The following is a 16,183-nucleotide window of genomic DNA, read 5'->3' as shown; positions in this document are numbered from 1 at the left end:
TTTTGCTACATAAGCCCGGTTCGAAACTGGATGGCGGACAGAGAGGGATTCGAACCCTCGAGACGGTTTCCCGCCTACACGCGTTCCAGGCGTGCGCCTTCGACCACTCGGCCACCTGTCCTTTAAGGTCGTTCCAATAGCCATAGGGCATGGCCATTGGCAAGCCGCCGCGTGGCGGCTATTCGTGGGTCTGGGTGGAGAGTTTTCCAATGAAGAGTTTGCGTTTCACCGCATGGATCATGATCGCGCTCGCGCTGGCGCTGGTTGGTGCGGACCTTGTGTCGTCGCTCGAGGCTGGCCAGCCCGTGGTGCGGACGACGCGCGAGATCTTCAACCTCCTGCCCGGCGTCGCGATCAACCCGCTCGGTACGGAAGGGGCGCTCGGTGCGCTGAACCTCGCCATGGACCTGCCCCTTTGGGCGATCGTCGGCGGGATAGGGTTATTGGCGACAATCCTCGTCAGGCCCGTCGACTGATCAGGAGCCGCGCTCGTCGAAGGCGGAGATGGTCAGTCGCCCCGAAAGCAGCAGGCCCAGTCCGCCACAGATGGCGATGATCGTGCCCGTGTTCGGGCCAGCGAGCCGGTCCTGCATTCCAAGGATCGAGCCCGCGACCAGCACTGCCGTGGTGAACAGCACCGCCGTGACCACGCCTTCCGCCAGCGCACGGGCGAGCTGAAGGCCTAGCGGTTTTTCCTTGCGATCCCTCATTCGGCAGCCTGACGCTGGAGTTCTTCGGCCTCGGCGAGAAGTTCTTCGGCGCGGCGCTGGAGGGTCACGTAGTCGACCTTGCCGGTGCCAAGGACCGGGATGTCATCGACATGCAGCACGCGTTTCGGCACGGCCAGTTCCGGCACACCATGGGTCTGCGCCCAGGAGAGAAGCTCCGAGCGGTTCGGGTTTTCTTCTTCGGTGAGCAGGATGATCTGCTCGCCCTTCTTGTCGTCGGGCATGATGATCGCTGCACTGACAGCATCGGGCCAGACGACTGAAGCGCAGTTCTCCACGACGGCGAGGCTGACCATCTCGCCCGAAATCTTCGCGAAGCGCTTGACCCGTCCACGGATGGCCACATAGCCTCCGCCGTCGATCGTCACGACATCGCCTGTGTCGTGCCAGCCGCCTTCCGGGGCGCGCAGCTCCTTCGTTTCGGGGTCGAGGTAACCAGCCATGATGTTCGGTCCACGGACAAAGAGACGTCCACCCCCCGAAAGCCCTTCGATAGGCTCGAGGCGGCACTCTATGCCGGGCAGGACCTTGCCAACCGTACCCGGACGGATATCACCCGGCTGGTTCACGGCGATCACCGGCGATGCTTCGGTCGCGCCGTAGCCTTCGAGAACCGAGAAGCCGAACTTCCGCCTTGCGAGGTTCCGCGTTTCGTCGCGCACTTTCTCCGCTCCGCAGACCGCATAGCGCAACGTATCGAGCGCGCCCTCCTTGGCCTGCTTCAGGTAGCGCGTCACGAAAGTATCGGTACCGAAGAGGATCGTCGCCTTATGCTTTTTGATCAGCTCAGGGATGATCTTGACATGCAGCGGCGAGGGATACGGGACCTGCGGCTTGCCGTCGATCAGGGGGAAGAGGGAGCCGCCGGTCAGGCCGTAAGAGTGGAAGATCGGCAGCGGGTTGAAGAAGATGTCTTCGGGCTCGAGTTGCACGTGGCTGCGCACCTGCTCGACATTGGCGACAAGATTGGCATGGGTCAGGACGACCCCCTTCGGCTTGCCCTCCGTACCCGAAGTGAAGAGGATCACGGCGGTGCTGTCGGGTTTGAGACTTCGCCGTGCGAGCAGCGGGAACTTCTCGCCGATCGCGGCACGGATCTTGTCAGCTGTGCCGAGATTTTCCTTGATCTCCTCGAGGATATGGATCTCCGCCTTCGATGACAGCGCATCGACGAGAGGCTCGAGACCACCCAGCTCGATGAATTTCGAGGAGGTGATGATGTGCTTGATGTCTGCGGTTTCGAGGGCGCTGAACAGCGCCTTCTCGCCGGCGGTAAAGTTCAGCATTGCCGGGACGCGGCCATCGACGTGGAGCGCGAGGATGGTGATCAGGCCACCGGCACTTGTCGGCAGCAGGACGCCGACATTCTCGCCCCGCTTGGTGAATTTCGAGAACGCGTTGCCGAGGGCAAAGGCGCCCCGGACCGTGTCCTTGTAGGTGATTTCGCGACCTTCGGGCTCGATGAAAGCGACCTTGTCGCCGCCGATCCTGTTCTTCGTTTCGATGACCTTCGAGATCACGGTGGAACGAGAGCGCGACCAGATCTTGCGGCGGGAGCGCTTGGCGGCTTCCTCGCGGGCCTTCATCGCGGCCGCTTCCTCACGGGCTTCGGCAGCAGCGATCCGTTTTTCGTTATCGTCGTTCGCGGCTTCGGCGGGTTCCTTAACCTTGTTCTGTTCTACTGGTGTCGAACCGTCCATCACGCGCCTCTTGAGGTCTCTGGGTTGGGCGCAAGGCTTAGGGGTTCCGATGCGACCTTTCAATGACGCACAGAAGCGGTATGAGGCCAAGCTCGCTCGCGGAAACGTTGTGTTTCAGTTTGAGACGCTCGCTGGCGTGGTCTCGCCCGCCTTTCTTCTCCTGATCTTGATGGCCCTCTCCGCGGCGCTGCCCGCGGGCCTCGTCCTTTACAAGCGCAATGCGGCGACGACAGCGGTGCCTTATCTCGAAATTGACGTCAGCGAGGCGCCAGGCCGTTCTTTCGCGGCGGCTTCCGGGTTGAACCGATAGCGCCGATCGTGGACACGTCCGGGCGATGATAGAGATCCCGGAACTTCAGAAATACCGTCCCAATGTCGGCATCTGCCTGTTCAACCGGCAGGGCCAGGTATGGCTGGGCGAGCGCCTCACCGCTCCCGGCTCCCGGGAGGTGAACCCGCATCGCTGGCAGATGCCCCAGGGCGGCATCGACGAGGGCGAGAGCGTTGAAGAGGCAGCTTTCAGGGAACTGCACGAGGAAACCGGCGTGAAAACAGCGCGCATCCTCCTCACGACACCGGGTTGGCTGGCCTATGACTTCCCGCCCCATATCCGGCGCGGAAAGAAGGACTGGCTCGGCCAGCGCCAGAAATGGGTCGTCATGTTGTTTGATGGAGAGGACAGCGAAATTGACCTGAATGTCCATAGCCCCGCCGAGTTCGAGCGCTGGCGCTGGGCCGATCTCGACGAGATCAAGGACCTCATCGTGCCGTTCAAGAGGAAGGTCTACGCAGAACTGGTCGAGAGCTTCCGGCCACTGTCCAAGCTCCTTGCCGAGGGCCGGTTCTAGTCCTTTCGTGCCGTGAGGATTGAGGGAGAAGGCCCGTGAGGATGTACGCGAAAAGCATTCTGGTCGACGACCAGGCTAGGGCACTCGCTTTCTACACTGAGAAGCTGCGCTTTCAGGTCAAGCACGATATCCCGATGGGCGCGTTCAGGTGGCTGGCCCTCGTGTCCCCGGAAGAACCGGACGGTGTCGAGCTCCTGCTCGAGCCCAACCAGCATCTCGCAGGCAGGGCCTTTCAGAAGGCGCTCAAAGCCGATGGCATACCTTGGACGGCGTTCAGCGTCGATGACATCGAAGCTGAGGCGGAACGGTTGGAGGCCGAAGGGGTCACCTTCGCCCAGGCACCGGTGAAGGTCGGCGAAGCCATCATGGCCACGTTCGATGACACCTGCGGCAACCTCATCCAGATCATCCAGCTAGCCCGCTAGCGCGGGAGGGCGCCCTGCCCCACCGCGCGGACCAGCCGCACGGCTTCGGGCGAAGCCCAGTCGGCAGGCTTCGTCACCCGCCCGACCTCGCGCCCCCGACTGTCGTAGAGGATCGTGATCGGCAGGCTCAGCTCGTCACTGACACTGCGGCCATAGCTCAGACGCGGATCCAGCAGCAGCTCGAGGTCTTCCGCGCCGACGCGCTCCAGCATGGCGCGCTGGCGCGATCCGTCGCCACCTTCCTGCGCCACCGCCAGCACCCTGACCTCGTCGCCAAGCTGTTCCTGAAGCGCTGCCAAGGACGGCAGCTCCTCGATGCAGGGGGCGCACCACGTCGCCCAGAGATTGACGACCAGCGGACGGCCATCGGCATAGCCTGTCAGGTTCACAGGGCCGTCCGGGCCTTCGAGCTTCAGCGATGGCAGTCCCTGGGGCGGGAACGTCCGCTCGAAGCTCTCCATCTCGCCCACGACATAGACGGGTTCGTCCTCGCTCCTGCGCAGCTCCGAAGGCTTCTGCACTGCTGCCAGCAGGGTATAGGCCACCCCCAGGCCGCCGATGATCATCAGCAGCTGGATCAGCTTCATAGGGTCTTTCAGCGACCGCAGGTAGGACAGCACGCGATCCATGGTCACACTCCTTTGCAACCGCACCTAGGCGCTTCATCGGCCCAGCGCCACGTGATAGGCCGCCGCAATGCAAAAACGCCTCCTCGCCCTCGCCGTTCTCGCCGCCGCCCTCGCCGCCTGTGGCAAGCGCGCGCCGCTGGAAGTCCCTCCGCCGCCGCAGGAGCGCGCTGACGCCCGGAGTGCCTGATGCACCATTTTGAACGCAAGGACGGCATTCTCCATGCGGAGAATGTGCCCCTGACGCGCATAGCCGAAGAGGTCGGTACGCCGGTCTATGTCTACTCGGCAGCCACCCTGCGCCGCCATGCGCGGGTGTTCCGCGAGCCCTTTCCCGAAGGGACGGTCACGGCCTTCTCGGTGAAGGCGCTCTCGAACCTCGCCGTCCTCTCGCTCCTGCGGCAGGAGGGCTTCGGCGCGGATGTCGTCTCTGGCGGAGAGCTCGAACGCGCATTGCGGGCAGGCATGGCGCCGGACCAGATTGTCTTCTCCGGCGTTGGAAAGACTGTCGCTGAACTGGAAGCTGCCCTCCATGCCGGGATCTTGCAGTTCAATGTCGAGTCCGAAGCAGAGCTTCGTATGCTGAGCGATGTCGCCCAGCGGCTTGGCAAGACGGCACCGGTTGCCCTGCGCATCAACCCCGACGTCGATGCCGAAACCCACCCCGGCATCTCCACCGGCAAGAAAGACGACAAGTTCGGTATTCCCTGGGACCGCGCCTTCGAGGTCTATGACCTGGCGCGTGAGCTTCCGGGTCTCGAAGCCTCCGGCCTCGATCTGCATATCGGCTCGCAGATCACGTCGCTGGCGCCGTTTGAGCGCGCGGCGATGCGGGCGAAGGACCTCGTCGTCGCGTTGCGCGAGCGTGGCCACGACATCCGCCGCCTCGACCTCGGTGGCGGCCTCGGCGTTCCTTATGCAGAGGGTGACGTCCCGCCCCTTCCCTCCGCCTATGCCGAGGCGTTGGTAAAAATCACCAGCGATCTTGATGTCCAGCTCATCCTGGAGCCAGGCCGTGTCATTGCGGGTAATGCGGGTATGCTGATGACCTCGGTCATCCTGACCAAGACCCAGACGACCAAATCGTTCGTGGTCGTCGACGCAGGGATGAACGACCTGATGCGTCCGGCCCTTTATGGCGCGAGGCACCATGTCCATGAGGTCAAGGAGAAAGCCGGCGAACGCGCTACCTTCGCTCTGGTCGGGCCGATCTGTGAAAGCACGGATCAGTTCGATCCCGCAGTCCAGCTGACCGCGCCCGAAGCCGGAGACCTCCTCCTCTTCGGCACCGCAGGGGCCTACGGCGCCGTCCAGGCATCGCAGTACAACTCCCGCCCCCTCGTTCCCGAGGTCCTTGTCGATGGCGACCGCTTCCACGTCATAAGACGAAGACCCAGCATCGATGAAATGCTGGGTCTCGAGGCAGTTCCGCCTCAATTCGTCGGTGATCGGAAGGGGTGACCTTGCCTAGCGCAGGTCGTCGTCCCGGTTCTTGAAGCCGCGGCGGCTGTCATTTTCTTCGAAGGTCACGCCGTCGTCGTCGAGGTCGAAAGAGAACCGCTCGAGGCGCGTCTCGAAATCGTCCTCGGGCTGCTCGCGGCGCGGCCGTTCACCTGCGGCGCGGTAGCGGCGCCGGGGTGCCTCTTCGCGGCGGCGGACCAGCTCTTCGGCCAGCGCCTCTTCTTCTTCGCGAAGCTCGCGAAGGCGTCGTTCGATCGCGGCGGCGCGCTCATCCTCTTCGGAATCTTTCCGTGCACGGATCGGGCGTGGTTCGTCGTCATGGTCCGCGGGACCGGCATAGAACGGGCCCTCTTCGGCATCGTCATCATAGCGCCCCGCCTCGGCCGGCATGACGTTGTGCAGCAGGTTCAGCGTTCCCATCAGCGTCGACGGAGAGGTCAGCCAGACCCGCGCGCGGTGACTGTCGCGGACAAGATCCGGGAAGCGGTCGTGAAGTATCGTGTACGCAGCTTCTGACGGCAGGAACAGGATCGCCGAATCCACCGTCTCGCCATTGATGATGAAACGATCAGCACACGCAAAGATCGACCTGAGGACGGTGCGGCGGAACTCGTCTTCGGCAGCCTTCGCCTGCGGCAGGTTGCGCCGGACCGCATCGCGGGACGGCAGGCGGTTGAAGCAGTCGATTTGGAAGCTGCCGTCGATGACGACCTTGCTCCGGCCGCCGCGCAGGTAGATCACGCAGTCGGCGACGTCGCCGGTGGAGAGCTTCGCGTTCAACTCGTACTCGTCATCGTCGAGCGTGCCGCTAACCACGTCCGCGAGGCGCATGTTCACGCCCTGCTCGTTTTGCGCACGCTCGAGAAAGCTGCGCTCGAGGCGTCCGAAGTCTTCCTTCAGCAGGTCGAACTGCTCGCGCATCGAGGCGATGGCGGCTGTGTTCTGCTCGACATCATTGCCAAAGCTCAGGACGTCGTCGTGCAGGTTGCGCAGTTCGCTGCGCATCGTCGCCATGTCCGCCAGGCGGTCTTCGACCATTCGGCCGAGATCGTTCATTCTCTCGCCATTGCGCTCCAGCACCTTCTGCATCCGGTCCAGCGCATCCGACAGGCTGTCGATCCGGCGGCGGAGCGAAGCCCCTTCCTCGTCACCGACACCTGTCAGGCTGCTCGTGCGGTTCAGCTTGCGCTCGATGGAGCTGAGGAAGAGATCGAGCCGGCTCGACTGCTCCTCGCGAATGCTGCTCAGCTGGCGGCGCATGTCGTCGCGCAGGTCATCAAGGCGATGGGACTGCCGACGCTCGCTCTCTTCGATGTATTCGCGGATGAAAGGGGCCACGAAGGGCGCGTCGTCCTCATAGCTGCCCCGGCCGGAGGACATGCGGTCATCATAACCGCCGCGCTGCCAGTCATTGCCGCGATCACCCGCATAGCCGCCAGCGGCTCCGTAATCATACTCGCCCGGAGTCTCGTTCGCCGCGACCTGCAGGGGCTCGCGCTGTTGCACGGGTTCGGCACGCTGGATCGGCTGCGGCTCGGGCTCGGCGCTCCGAAGCGGGACAACATTCTCCGCGGGCTCCCGGACCGTCTCGGTTCGGGACATCGCCTGTTCATAGGGCTCTTCCGCTTCGGTCACCAGCGGGCCGGGCTCCCGGTCCTGGTATTGCGGCTCTCGCGTAATGCGGATCGAAGCGAAGTCCTCTTCCTGCTGGTCGAAAGGATCGTCACCACCGCCGAAACGCTGGTCAAAGAGGTCCTCGCCGTCGTCATATTCGTTACGGCTGCGGTTGATACGGCCATAAACGACGAACAACGCGATGATGACCAGAAGGATCACCAATCCCAGTATTCCGTAGACCATGAGGTTACTGTTGCTCATCACCCTGTCGGCCCCCGACAATTGCTCAAACGCTGCATCCATGGCCTCATCGACTTCAATCTCGGCCAGCTGCTGCGGCAAGCGTTTCACAATGTGTGCCATCACAGCGGGATCCAGCGCGTTCGTCTTCAACCACCCGCGGAAAACGTGATATTGTCTCCCGCAAAGCCTTTATGTCATCAAACCTTCTGCAATGCGAGATACGTGCCGCAGGACGCTAAACGCATAGGTTGCAGAAGAGTCTTAGATTGCCGTTAGGTTCAGGGGCAAAGAGCCCGATTGACCGCGGCGCGTCAGCTTCTTAGTTCAGGACCATGGCCATTAGAGAGATCCTGACCGTTCCAGACCCGCGCCTGCGCGAGGTCTCCAAGGAAGTCCCCGAGGTGACGGACGAGATCCGCGCCCTCATGGATGACATGCTGGAGACGATGTATGCCGCGCCGGGTATCGGCCTTGCCGCGATCCAGGTCGGGGAACCGCTCCGGATCATCGTGATGGATATCGCCGGTAAGGACGAGGAGCCGCAACCGCGCTACTTCGTCAATCCTAGGATCATCGACCCGGCCGAAGAGACTGCGCCCTATGAAGAGGGGTGCCTGTCCGTGCCTGATGCCTATGAAGAGCTCGAGCGCCCGGCGACCTGCACGGTCGAGTACCTCGATTACGAAGGCAAACCGCAGACCCTCAAGGCGGAGGGCCTTCTCGCCACCTGCATCCAGCACGAGATGGATCACCTCGAAGGCATTCTCTTCATCGACCATCTTTCGCGCCTCAAGCGCGAACGCATCCTCAAGCGCCTGAAGCGCGAGGCGAAGCTGAAGGAAAAAGCGGGCAGCGCGGCTGCCCTTGTCGCGGAGTAACTCCCCTTGCGCGTTGTCTTCATGGGCACGCCGGACTTCGCGGTCCCGGCGCTCTCCGAGCTTGTGGCGTCAGGACACGACGTCGCCGCGGTCTACACCCAGCCGCCACGCCCGCGCGGACGCGGACACAAGCTGCGGCCATCGCCTGTCGGAGAGCTCGCTGCGGACTACGGCCTCGAAGTGCGCACCCCGGAGACGATGAAAGCGCCCTCGGAAGTCGAAGCCCTCGCAGCCCTGGAGCCCGATGTCGCGATCGTCGTTGCCTATGGGCAGATCCTGCCCCAGGCGATCCTGGACTTGCCGGAGCACGGCTGCCTCAATATTCACGCCTCCCTTCTCCCCCGCTGGCGCGGCGCGGCGCCGATCCAGCGGGCGATCATGGCGGGCGACAAGGTGACGGGCGTCCAGATCATGCAGATGGAGGCCGGCCTCGACACCGGTCCAATTCTTCTCTCGGAAACTGTTCCGATTGCCGAGGACGAGACCTACCAGTCCCTCCACGACAAGCTCGCTCCGATCGGCGCAGGACTCCTGCCCCGTACGCTGGCCGCCCTTGAACGCGGCGGCATTGCGCCGACACCGCAATCCGAGGATGGCGTCACCTACGCCAAGAAAATCACGCCCGAGGATGCGAAGATTGACTGGGAAAAGCCGGCCCACGAAGTCGACTGCCAGATCCGCGGCCTTTCGCCGTTCCCGGGGGCGTATACGGAGTTCGGCAACATCCGCATGAAGCTCCTGATGAGCAAGCTTGGCGGTACCGGCGCTGGCGCGCCGGGCACTGTGACGGGCGCCGACGAGCACGGGCTCGCCGTGACCTGCGGTGATGGCAACGAAGTCCTCATCACGCGCGTCCAACGCTCGGGCAAGGCGGCCCAGCCCGCCGCCGAATTCCTGCGCGGCACGAAGATCGATCCGGGGACGGTGCTCTCGTGAGCGAGGAGCCCTCCACCCGCCACCGTATCGAGATCGAATATGACGGCCAGCCTTTCGCGGGCTGGCAGCGACAGGAAAACGCCCCCTCGGTCCAGGCCACCATCGAGGACGCGGCGGCGAAGTTCTCGGGCGGCAAAACCCACTGCTACGGCGCAGGCAGGACCGATGCCGGGGTCCACGCCCTTTGCATGACCGCCCATCTCGACCTCGAAAAGCCCGTGGCCAGCTTCACCGTCCAGAACGCGGTCAACGCCCTCATGCGCCCCGCTCCCGTCGCGATCCTGTCCGCTACTCCGGTGACGGACGATTTCCACGCCCGGTTCTCGGCGAAGGAGCGGCACTACCTCTACCGGATTATCGCCCGCCGCGCGCCGCTCGCCCTCGACCAGGGCAGGGCCTGGCAGGTTCCCTACGCGCTCGACGACAGGGCCATGGCTGATGCCGCAGAAGTCTTCGTCGGCCTTCACGACTTCACGACCTTTCGCTCGGCCCACTGCCAATCGAAAAGCCCGGTGAAGACCCTCACTGAGGTCTCCGTCGAGCGCTCGGCCGACGAGATCCAGCTCCGGCTCCGCGCGCCATCCTTCCTGCACAACCAGGTCCGCAGCATCGTCGGCACGCTGGAGCGTGTCGGCGCGGGACGCTGGTCAAAAGGCGATGTGCAGGACGCACTCGAAGCTGCTGACCGCTCTCGCTGCGGCCCGGTCGCGCCGGCGCAGGGCCTCTATTTCGTCAAGGCCGTCTACTGAGCGTTCACGACGAAACCTGCGGCAGCTCCATCAGTCCGAAGAAGACCAGCAGCCCGGTCGACAGCATCGACATCACGAAATAGGCGAGGATCAAAAGCGCCAGGACCCCGATCACGCCGATTGGCGTCAGGTCCAGTGTCCGCCTGAAAATTCCCCAGCGCAAGAACAGGAGAAGCGCATGGCCCGTGGTCGACCCCAACGTCCCGAGCGCCGTGGCCCCGGTCAGGATCGAAACGCCCAGCGGAAGGGCCACGACCATCGCGAACAGGAACTTCGACCAGTTGTAAGAGATGATCAGGGGGCTGACCTTCCAGCCTATATTGCGACGCTTGGCCAGCGTCATCAGCATCCAGAGCTCGACCGCCCAGAGGACCGAGAAGCTCAACACCTGGCTGACGGCCAGCGTGGCAGGACTGATCGAGGCGATCGACGTCGTGAAGGGGTCCGGCGGTGCACTGGCTGCCACCTGCCGGGAAACCTCGGCCGACAGGACGATCGCCGGCAGCGACAATCCGATGGCCCAGAAGCTTTTGAACACCTGGTCCGCAGAAAAATCGAAGCGGTCCTGCCAGCCCTCTTCGTCGCGTGCCATGGCAAAGGCCGCCCGGACACCATTCGCAATATCGCCGCCAGAGATCACAGCAGACCTTCCTTATACAGACGAAGAATCTCGGCGTAGATGTCGGCCAGCTTGTCGACATCGGCCACCGGCACCTGCTCATCTACCTGGTGCATCGTCGCCCCCGAAAGGCCGAACTCGACGCAAGGCGCAACCTTGGCAATGAACCGTGCGTCAGATGTCCCGCCGCTGGTGGACAGCTCCGGCGCCCGGCCCGTCACGGTACGGACGGCCCGCGCCACGAGCCCGGCCAGCGCGGGATCGTCGTTGAGGAACGCCTCTCCCGATACCCGCGGGTTCCAGCTCCACTTCGCGCCGCCTGCAGCTTCGCCAATCACCCTGTCGAGATGCGCCAGAAGCGTTTCCCCGGTCCAGTTCGGATTGAAGCGCACATTGAACCGCACCCAGGCCTCGGCGGGAATGACATTCTCTGCCGTTTCCGCAGACCCCCAACCCGTCACCTCGAGATTGCTCGGCTGGAAGCTTTCATAGCCGAGATCGAGCTCCAGCGTCGTCAGTGCACTGGCGATCCGCGCGGCCGCGGGTAGCGGATTGTCCGCGCGATGGGGGTAGGCCACGTGACCCTGCCGCCCCTCGACCCTGACCGTCGCATTCATGGAGCCGCGGCGCCCGATCTTCATCATGTCGCCGAGGACCTCGCGGCTCGTCGGCTCCCCGACGAGGCAGTGATCGAAGGAATAGCCCTGCTCTTGCATCCACCCGAGCATCTTCTTGGTGCCATCAATGCCGGGCCCCTCTTCGTCCCCGGTTATGAGAAGCGCCAGGGGCGGCGTGTCGGACGTCTTCGCGACGGCGGCGATGAAGGCGGCAATCGCGCCCTTCATGTCCGACGCCCCCCTCCCGCGCAGCATACCGCCATCCACCGACGGCTCGAAAGGCGGCGTCGTCCAGGCTTCCATCTGCCCTGGCGGCACGACATCGGTGTGCCCGGCAAAGCAGAGCCTGTGGCCCCCCTCACCGCGCTGGGCATAGAGGTTCGGGACATCACCAAAGGTCACCCGGTGCACCTCGAAGCCCAGCCTGGTCAGCCAGGTTTCCAGCAGGTCCTGCGCGCCCGCATCCACAGGCGTTACCGACGGCCGGGCGATCAGGGCCTCTGCCAGCGCGAGCGGATCGGTGAGCTGTGTTTCTGTCATCGGCACGGTCTGGGGAAATGGGCGCGAAGGTTCAACAATCAATGCGCCGCAGGAAGGTCAAGCGCCTCGCCATAGCGCCTGATCGCAGCAATCTTCTCCTCGAAAGCCGACCAGTCATCGCACCGGTCGATCGGCTCCCACACCGCCTCGACGTCATCGACAAGCAGCGTCGGCGGATCGGTGCGGAACGCTGGGTGCTGGACCCGTCCGGGTCGGTCCGGCTCATAAGCATCGAGGCGACGGATGATCTCCTGGTCCCCGTAGCGCGCCGAAAGCGGCGAGCGGAGCCGCTTCCCCTGCCCGGCGCTGCCGCCGAACAGATCGAAGAACACCTGCTCGAAAGGCAGCTTCTCCTTGTTCATCCAGACAAAGAGATCGCTCGCGAATTTCTGGTCCGCTTCCGGCTCCGTCGCCTTCACGCCAAGCCTTCTCAGGATCGCCTCGCCAAAGGCATTTCCGTAGGCGTCAGGATAGACACCCAGCGCCGCGCGCAGTTGCTCGCCATCCGCGATCGGGCGCAGCGCATCGGCGAGGGCCGCGAGGTTCCAGTAGATCGCTTCGGGCTGCCGCCCGAAAGCATAGAGCCCCGCTTCGTCAAAATAGGCCGCGGTGTAGCCCGCCTCCACGGTCGGCGCGAACTTCCACGGGCCATAATCGAAGCTTTCGCCCGTGACATTCATATTGTCCGTGTTGAGAACACCATGGATGAAACCCGCTGCCATGATGCGTGCCGCCATCACGGCCATCCGCTTGCTCACGGCAACCAGGAAGCCTGCCGCATCGTCCCCTGCCAGGTCGGGATAAAACTCCCGCACCGCATAGGCGAGGAGCAGCCTCAGCCCCTCATCATCTCCGAGGTATCTCAGCCGCTCGAACGAGCCGAAGCGGATATGGCCATGGTTGAGCCGCACGAGGACCGCGGAACGCGTGGGCGACGGCTCGTCGTGACGCGCAAGCTGCTCGCCGGTTTCGACGAAGCTCAGGGTACGGCTCGTCGGCACGCCCAGCGCCTCCAGCATCTCCGTCGCCAGCGCCTCGCGCACCGCGCCTTTCAGCGTCAGCCGCCCGTCACCGTCGCGGGAATACGGCGTCCGGCCGGACCCTTTGGTGCCAAGGTCCATGAGCCGCCCGCGCCCATCGCGAAGCTGCGCGAACAGGAAGCCGCGTCCGTCGCCGATATCGGGATTGTACGCCCGGAACTGATAGCCGTGATAGCCGAGGGCGAGAGGCTGCTGGAGATTGTCAGGAAGCGGATCGAAGCGCGCGAAATGCCTGATCCATTCGTCGTCCGAAAGGCCGCAAAGCCCCACTTCCTCCGCCGCCCGGTCATTGCGGTAGCGGAGGATCGTTTTCGGGAAATCCGCCGGCTCCACCGGCGTTGCGACCCTCGGGACAAGCCCGAGGATCGGGAGGTCCGGCGTCTTGCTCAATACTGGGGCGCGTACGGATCGGGCTTGAACGACAGCGGTGCCGGGTCGATCACGCGCACGCCGTTCCGGGTGATCTCCAGCACGGCGAGCCCGCGTTCCACGACCCCTTCTTCAGTCAGGCGGAACAGGCCGTCCGCACCGATGAAGCCGTTCGGGTTGGTCAGCATCGCCTGTGAATAGGGGTTCGGAGCGCCCGATTCCGCAAGACGCGCCGCGATCAGGGTCGCGTCATAGGCGAGCGAGGCCAGCCGGGGAGGATTCTCGCCGTAAGCTGCACGGTAGCGCGCGGTGAAGCCCTTGGAACGCTCGGGGTCCGGAGCAGCAAACCAGCCGCCGGCCAGCGCAGGCTCGCCGATCAGGCCAGGGTTGTTCCACGCCGACACGCCGAGCAGCTTGATCTGGCGCACATCGACGTCGTTATACGGAAGAAGCGGTGCCAGTGCCCGGAGAAGGCGCCCGAACTCGGGCAGCAGCACGGCCTGGAAGCCGTCTTCAATCGGATCATAGCTCTCGCTCGGGACGTCGGCTCGGTTGAGCGGGCCCTCCGGCTCCTGCGTACCCGGCAGCGGTCCGTACTGGTCGTATTGCTGCTCCGGCTGCGATCCAGGCAGGGCACCATAGCGGTCCTCCTGTTGCTCGGGGCGCGGACCACGCGGCGTCACGTATTGGGGGACAAATGCCGGCGCTGCATACTGGGCCAGCCGCCGCGCGGGCTCGCGCATGGCATCGGCATTGCGCTCATAGCGCTCCTCATGGACCAGCGTGCCGCCGCCCTCGTAGATCTCTTCGTGGAAAGCGTCCGCCACCCGCGCGCCATACTCGTTGAGCGGCGCAAGAAGGCCGAAGCGGGCATAGCCCTGGCTGAGAGCGTAGGACGTCACGCGCTCGATCTCCGGCTCCGGCGGGAAGCTCAGCAGGTAGGTGCCATTCCCTGCCACGCGCCGGTCCGTCGAGAAGGCGATCACCGGGATGTCCCGGCGCCGCGCTTCCTGGGACACTGCCTGCACGCTCGAAGCGAGAAGCGGCCCGAGAATGATGTCCGCACCGCCATTGATCGCGTTCCGCGCCGCGGCCCGCGCCCCGGCCGGCGTGCCCTTGGTGTCTTCGGGAATGAGCAGGAAGCTGTCATTGCCGCTTTCGAAGGCCACCATCTGGGCGGCTTTCAGCATCGCATCGGCAAGGTCCTGAATATTCTCGGAAGAATCGCCGAAAGGCAGCAGCAGCGCGACGCGCACGACCCTGTCCTCGTCGATGTCCGGCAAGGTCACCGGCGCTTCGAGGCCGACCGGTTCGTCGGTCGCCACCGGCGGCTCCTCGGGTTCTGACGTCCGGGTCGGCAGTGTCTCGCAGGCTGCGAGTATGAACGCGCAGGCGAGAATACCGGCTTGTTTCAACGAAAATTTGGGCAACGCATTGATCATCGGAGGAACTCCCTGCCTGAAGCCATACCGGGCCTGTGCGACAGTCACAACACACTAGGGCGGGCATCGCTCCTGCCCAACCACCGGCAAAGCCGTTGACGAAGCGTCCTGAACCGCGCAGCCCCAAGCCCTATGGAGAAAAAGCTGCAGCCGGGCCTTCATGTCGCCGCGACGCCGATCGGCAATCTGGGGGACATCACCAAGCGGGTGATCGATGCCCTGGCGCAGGCCGACCGCATCCTTTGCGAGGACACGCGCATCACGGGCAAGCTACTGAATGTCCTTGGCATTCCCAAGCGGCCGCTTCTCCCCTACCATGAACACAACGCCGCCGAGGTCCGCCCCCAGATCCTCAGCGAACTCGCTTCGGGGGCTGCCATCGTCCTTGTGTCCGACGCAGGCACGCCGCTCATCTCCGACCCCGGTTACCGCATCGTCCGCGAGGCGAGGGACGCGGGCCACAAGGTCTACGCCTTGCCCGGACCGAGCGCCCTGACGGCCGCTCTCTCCATCGCAGGCGCACCCACGGACCGTTTCACCTTCCTCGGTTTCCCGCCCAAAGGACCCGGACAGATTCGCAGTTTCTTCGAAGAGCTGTCAGGCCGCCCCGAAACCCTCGTGCTCTACGAATCAGGCCCTCGCCTTGCCGCGACCCTTGCCGCCCTGGCCGAGACCCTCGGCCCCCGAACCGTGGCCGTGGCCCGCGAGCTGACCAAGCTGCATGAGGAGATCGCCGAAGGCGACGCTGCCGAACTCGCAGCGCAGTATGAAAAGGCCGCGCCGAAAGGCGAGATCGTCCTCATCATCCATCCGGCCTCCGCCGCTGAAGGCCCGGACCTCGACGAGACCCTCCGCCGCCTCCTCAAGACAGAAAGCGTCCGCGAGGCCGCGAAAACCGCCGCCGAAATCACCGGCAAGCCCAAGAAGGAGTGCTATGCCCGCGCCCTCGAGCTCAAGGAGGCGTAGCGCCGAGAAGGCGGGACGCCTCGCCGAGACACTTGCCGCCCTTTTCTTGGTGGCGAAGGGCTACCGGCTCCTCGCCCAGCGATTCGTGGCCAGGGGCGGGGAGATCGACCTCGTCACCCGCAAAGCCGGCACGCTTGTCTTCGTCGAGGTGAAGCTTCGCAGGACCCTCGAAGAGGCCCGCCTCGCCGTCACCCCGCGAAACGCCGCCCGCATCCGCGCGGCCGCCGATGCCTACCTCGCTCGAAAAGCCCTGCGCACCGATCTTCCGTTGCGTTACGACATTGTTGCCGTCAGCCCGCGGGGAATCAGGCATATCCGCGATGCCTTCCGCTAAAAGGCATTGGAACCCGAGGCGACGCTCCATAAGTTAGGCGCGCCT

General features: G+C 64.4%; 19 protein-coding genes and 1 tRNA gene. 11 read left to right on the top strand and 9 right to left on the bottom strand.

Features of this window, described 5'->3' with window-relative positions:
- Positions 1 to 31: 31 nt before the first annotated feature.
- Positions 32 to 121: transfer RNA gene (locus IE053_RS01170), tRNA-Ser, on the bottom strand.
- A 28-nt stretch (positions 122 to 149) separates the two neighbouring features.
- On the opposite strand from IE053_RS01170, the gene IE053_RS01165 reads away from it, so the two are divergent.
- Positions 150 to 476, top strand: coding sequence for a hypothetical protein (locus tag IE053_RS01165; RefSeq protein ID WP_189570655.1), 327 nt, complete (start codon positions 150 to 152; stop codon positions 474 to 476).
- Here IE053_RS01165 and IE053_RS01160 read toward each other — a convergent pair whose 3' ends face one another.
- A complete protein-coding gene (locus IE053_RS01160; RefSeq protein ID WP_189570653.1) occupies positions 477 to 710 on the bottom strand; it encodes a hypothetical protein in 234 nt (77 codons plus the stop codon).
- Positions 707 to 2,428 (bottom strand): AMP-binding protein, encoded by a 1,722-nt coding sequence (locus IE053_RS01155; RefSeq protein WP_229786006.1) that lies wholly within the window; start codon positions 2,426 to 2,428, stop codon positions 707 to 709. The genes IE053_RS01160 and IE053_RS01155 overlap by 4 nt, the downstream gene beginning before the upstream one ends.
- A gap of 109 nt (positions 2,429 to 2,537) precedes the next feature.
- On the opposite strand from IE053_RS01155, the gene IE053_RS01150 reads away from it, so the two are divergent.
- The 3 genes from IE053_RS01150 to IE053_RS01140 are packed head-to-tail and all read left to right on the top strand — an operon-like array spanning position 2,538 to position 3,701.
- A complete protein-coding gene (locus IE053_RS01150; protein ID WP_189570651.1) occupies positions 2,538 to 2,738 on the top strand; it encodes a hypothetical protein in 201 nt (66 codons plus the stop codon).
- A gap of 25 nt (positions 2,739 to 2,763) precedes the next feature.
- Positions 2,764 to 3,276: an RNA pyrophosphohydrolase gene (locus IE053_RS01145; RefSeq protein WP_189570649.1), complete on the top strand. Its 513-nt coding sequence runs from the start codon at positions 2,764 to 2,766 to the stop codon at positions 3,274 to 3,276.
- A 35-nt stretch (positions 3,277 to 3,311) separates the two neighbouring features.
- Entirely contained in the window at positions 3,312 to 3,701 is a 390-nt protein-coding gene (locus tag IE053_RS01140; RefSeq protein ID WP_189570647.1) for a VOC family protein, read from the top strand.
- Here IE053_RS01140 and IE053_RS01135 read toward each other — a convergent pair.
- Positions 3,698 to 4,330 (bottom strand): TlpA family protein disulfide reductase, encoded by a 633-nt coding sequence (locus IE053_RS01135; protein ID WP_189570645.1) that lies wholly within the window; start codon positions 4,328 to 4,330, stop codon positions 3,698 to 3,700. The two genes, IE053_RS01140 and IE053_RS01135, sit on opposite strands and share 4 nt — an antisense overlap.
- A gap of 67 nt (positions 4,331 to 4,397) precedes the next feature.
- On the opposite strand from IE053_RS01135, the gene lptM reads away from it, so the two are divergent.
- Together lptM and lysA are read left to right on the top strand one after the other, a co-directional pair.
- Positions 4,398 to 4,517 carry an LPS translocon maturation chaperone LptM gene (lptM, locus tag IE053_RS14720; protein ID WP_444544087.1) on the top strand — a complete coding sequence of 40 codons (120 nt, stop codon included), beginning with the start codon at positions 4,398 to 4,400 and terminating at the stop codon, positions 4,515 to 4,517.
- Complete coding sequence (gene lysA, locus IE053_RS01130) at positions 4,517 to 5,788, top strand: diaminopimelate decarboxylase (RefSeq protein WP_189570643.1); 1,272 nt, start codon at positions 4,517 to 4,519, stop codon at positions 5,786 to 5,788. Before lptM ends, lysA begins: the two co-directional genes overlap by 1 nt.
- 6 nt (positions 5,789 to 5,794) lie before the next feature.
- Here the strand turns inward: lysA and rmuC are convergent, their stop codons facing one another.
- Positions 5,795 to 7,768, bottom strand: coding sequence for a DNA recombination protein RmuC (gene rmuC / locus IE053_RS01125; protein ID WP_189570641.1), 1,974 nt, complete (start codon positions 7,766 to 7,768; stop codon positions 5,795 to 5,797).
- A 212-nt stretch (positions 7,769 to 7,980) separates the two neighbouring features.
- Between rmuC and def the strand changes: the two genes are divergently transcribed.
- Genes def through truA form a run of 3 tightly spaced genes read left to right on the top strand, consistent with a single transcriptional unit; the run spans position 7,981 to position 10,211 of the window.
- Positions 7,981 to 8,526 (top strand): peptide deformylase, encoded by a 546-nt coding sequence (gene def / locus IE053_RS01120; RefSeq protein WP_189570639.1) that lies wholly within the window; start codon positions 7,981 to 7,983, stop codon positions 8,524 to 8,526.
- 6 nt (positions 8,527 to 8,532) lie between these two features.
- Positions 8,533 to 9,462 (top strand): methionyl-tRNA formyltransferase, encoded by a 930-nt coding sequence (gene fmt / locus IE053_RS01115; protein ID WP_189570637.1) that lies wholly within the window; start codon positions 8,533 to 8,535, stop codon positions 9,460 to 9,462.
- Positions 9,459 to 10,211: a tRNA pseudouridine(38-40) synthase TruA gene (gene truA / locus IE053_RS01110; RefSeq protein WP_189570635.1), complete on the top strand. Its 753-nt coding sequence runs from the start codon at positions 9,459 to 9,461 to the stop codon at positions 10,209 to 10,211. The genes fmt and truA overlap by 4 nt, the downstream gene beginning before the upstream one ends.
- Before the next feature lie 4 nt (positions 10,212 to 10,215).
- Here truA and IE053_RS01105 read toward each other — a convergent pair whose 3' ends face one another.
- The 4 genes from IE053_RS01105 to IE053_RS01090 are packed head-to-tail and all read right to left on the bottom strand — an operon-like array spanning position 10,216 to position 14,838.
- On the bottom strand, positions 10,216 to 10,851 hold the full coding sequence (locus tag IE053_RS01105; protein ID WP_189570633.1) for a hypothetical protein: 636 nt from the start codon (positions 10,849 to 10,851) through the stop codon (positions 10,216 to 10,218).
- Complete coding sequence (gene dapE, locus IE053_RS01100; RefSeq protein WP_189570631.1) at positions 10,848 to 11,987, bottom strand: succinyl-diaminopimelate desuccinylase; 1,140 nt, start codon at positions 11,985 to 11,987, stop codon at positions 10,848 to 10,850. Before dapE ends, IE053_RS01105 begins: the two co-directional genes overlap by 4 nt.
- Positions 11,988 to 12,025: 38 nt before the next feature.
- The gene (locus IE053_RS01095; protein ID WP_189570629.1) at positions 12,026 to 13,417 is read right to left on the bottom strand and encodes a protein adenylyltransferase SelO family protein; all 1,392 of its coding nucleotides are present in this window, start codon (positions 13,415 to 13,417) and stop codon (positions 12,026 to 12,028) included.
- Entirely contained in the window at positions 13,414 to 14,838 is a 1,425-nt protein-coding gene (locus IE053_RS01090; protein WP_189570627.1) for a penicillin-binding protein activator, read from the bottom strand. Before IE053_RS01090 ends, IE053_RS01095 begins: the two co-directional genes overlap by 4 nt.
- 132 nt (positions 14,839 to 14,970) lie before the next feature.
- Between IE053_RS01090 and rsmI the strand changes: the two genes are divergently transcribed.
- Both rsmI and IE053_RS01080 read left to right on the top strand, forming a co-directional pair.
- Positions 14,971 to 15,804 carry a 16S rRNA (cytidine(1402)-2'-O)-methyltransferase gene (rsmI, locus tag IE053_RS01085; RefSeq protein WP_189570626.1) on the top strand — a complete coding sequence of 278 codons (834 nt, stop codon included), beginning with the start codon at positions 14,971 to 14,973 and terminating at the stop codon, positions 15,802 to 15,804.
- Positions 15,773 to 16,138 (top strand): YraN family protein, encoded by a 366-nt coding sequence (locus tag IE053_RS01080; protein ID WP_189570624.1) that lies wholly within the window; start codon positions 15,773 to 15,775, stop codon positions 16,136 to 16,138. The genes rsmI and IE053_RS01080 overlap by 32 nt, the downstream gene beginning before the upstream one ends.
- The last annotated feature ends 45 nt before the right edge of the window (positions 16,139 to 16,183 follow it).

The sequence above is a fragment of the Parvularcula lutaonensis genome, assembly GCF_014651915.1.
GTDB classification, from domain to species: domain Bacteria; phylum Pseudomonadota; class Alphaproteobacteria; order Caulobacterales; family Parvularculaceae; genus Parvularcula; species Parvularcula lutaonensis.
The sequence above is the reverse complement of the archived record's forward strand: the minus strand, read 5'-3'. Positions and strand labels throughout refer to the sequence as shown.

What these genes read in the sequence shown, in the direction of transcription:
- IE053_RS01080 (WP_189570624.1), top strand. Translation starts at nt 15,773, where the DNA reads ATGCCCGCGCCCTCGAGCTCAAGGAGGCGTAGCGCCGAGAAGGCGGGA.
- IE053_RS01135 (WP_189570645.1), bottom strand. Translation starts at nt 4,330, where the DNA reads ATGGATCGCGTGCTGTCCTACCTGCGGTCGCTGAAAGACCCTATGAAG.
- IE053_RS01145 (WP_189570649.1), top strand. Translation starts at nt 2,764, where the DNA reads ATGATAGAGATCCCGGAACTTCAGAAATACCGTCCCAATGTCGGCATC.
- rsmI (WP_189570626.1), top strand. Translation starts at nt 14,971, where the DNA reads ATGGAGAAAAAGCTGCAGCCGGGCCTTCATGTCGCCGCGACGCCGATC.
- rmuC (WP_189570641.1), bottom strand. Translation starts at nt 7,768, where the DNA reads ATGGCACACATTGTGAAACGCTTGCCGCAGCAGCTGGCCGAGATTGAA.
- dapE (WP_189570631.1), bottom strand. Translation starts at nt 11,987, where the DNA reads ATGACAGAAACACAGCTCACCGATCCGCTCGCGCTGGCAGAGGCCCTG.
- lysA (WP_189570643.1), top strand. Translation starts at nt 4,517, where the DNA reads ATGCACCATTTTGAACGCAAGGACGGCATTCTCCATGCGGAGAATGTG.
- IE053_RS01090 (WP_189570627.1), bottom strand. Translation starts at nt 14,838, where the DNA reads ATGATCAATGCGTTGCCCAAATTTTCGTTGAAACAAGCCGGTATTCTC.
- lptM (WP_444544087.1), top strand. Translation starts at nt 4,398, where the DNA reads ATGCAAAAACGCCTCCTCGCCCTCGCCGTTCTCGCCGCCGCCCTCGCC.
- IE053_RS01160 (WP_189570653.1), bottom strand. Translation starts at nt 710, where the DNA reads ATGAGGGATCGCAAGGAAAAACCGCTAGGCCTTCAGCTCGCCCGTGCG.
- IE053_RS01155 (WP_229786006.1), bottom strand. Translation starts at nt 2,428, where the DNA reads ATGGACGGTTCGACACCAGTAGAACAGAACAAGGTTAAGGAACCCGCC.
- def (WP_189570639.1), top strand. Translation starts at nt 7,981, where the DNA reads ATGGCCATTAGAGAGATCCTGACCGTTCCAGACCCGCGCCTGCGCGAG.
- IE053_RS01165 (WP_189570655.1), top strand. Translation starts at nt 150, where the DNA reads ATGGCCATTGGCAAGCCGCCGCGTGGCGGCTATTCGTGGGTCTGGGTG.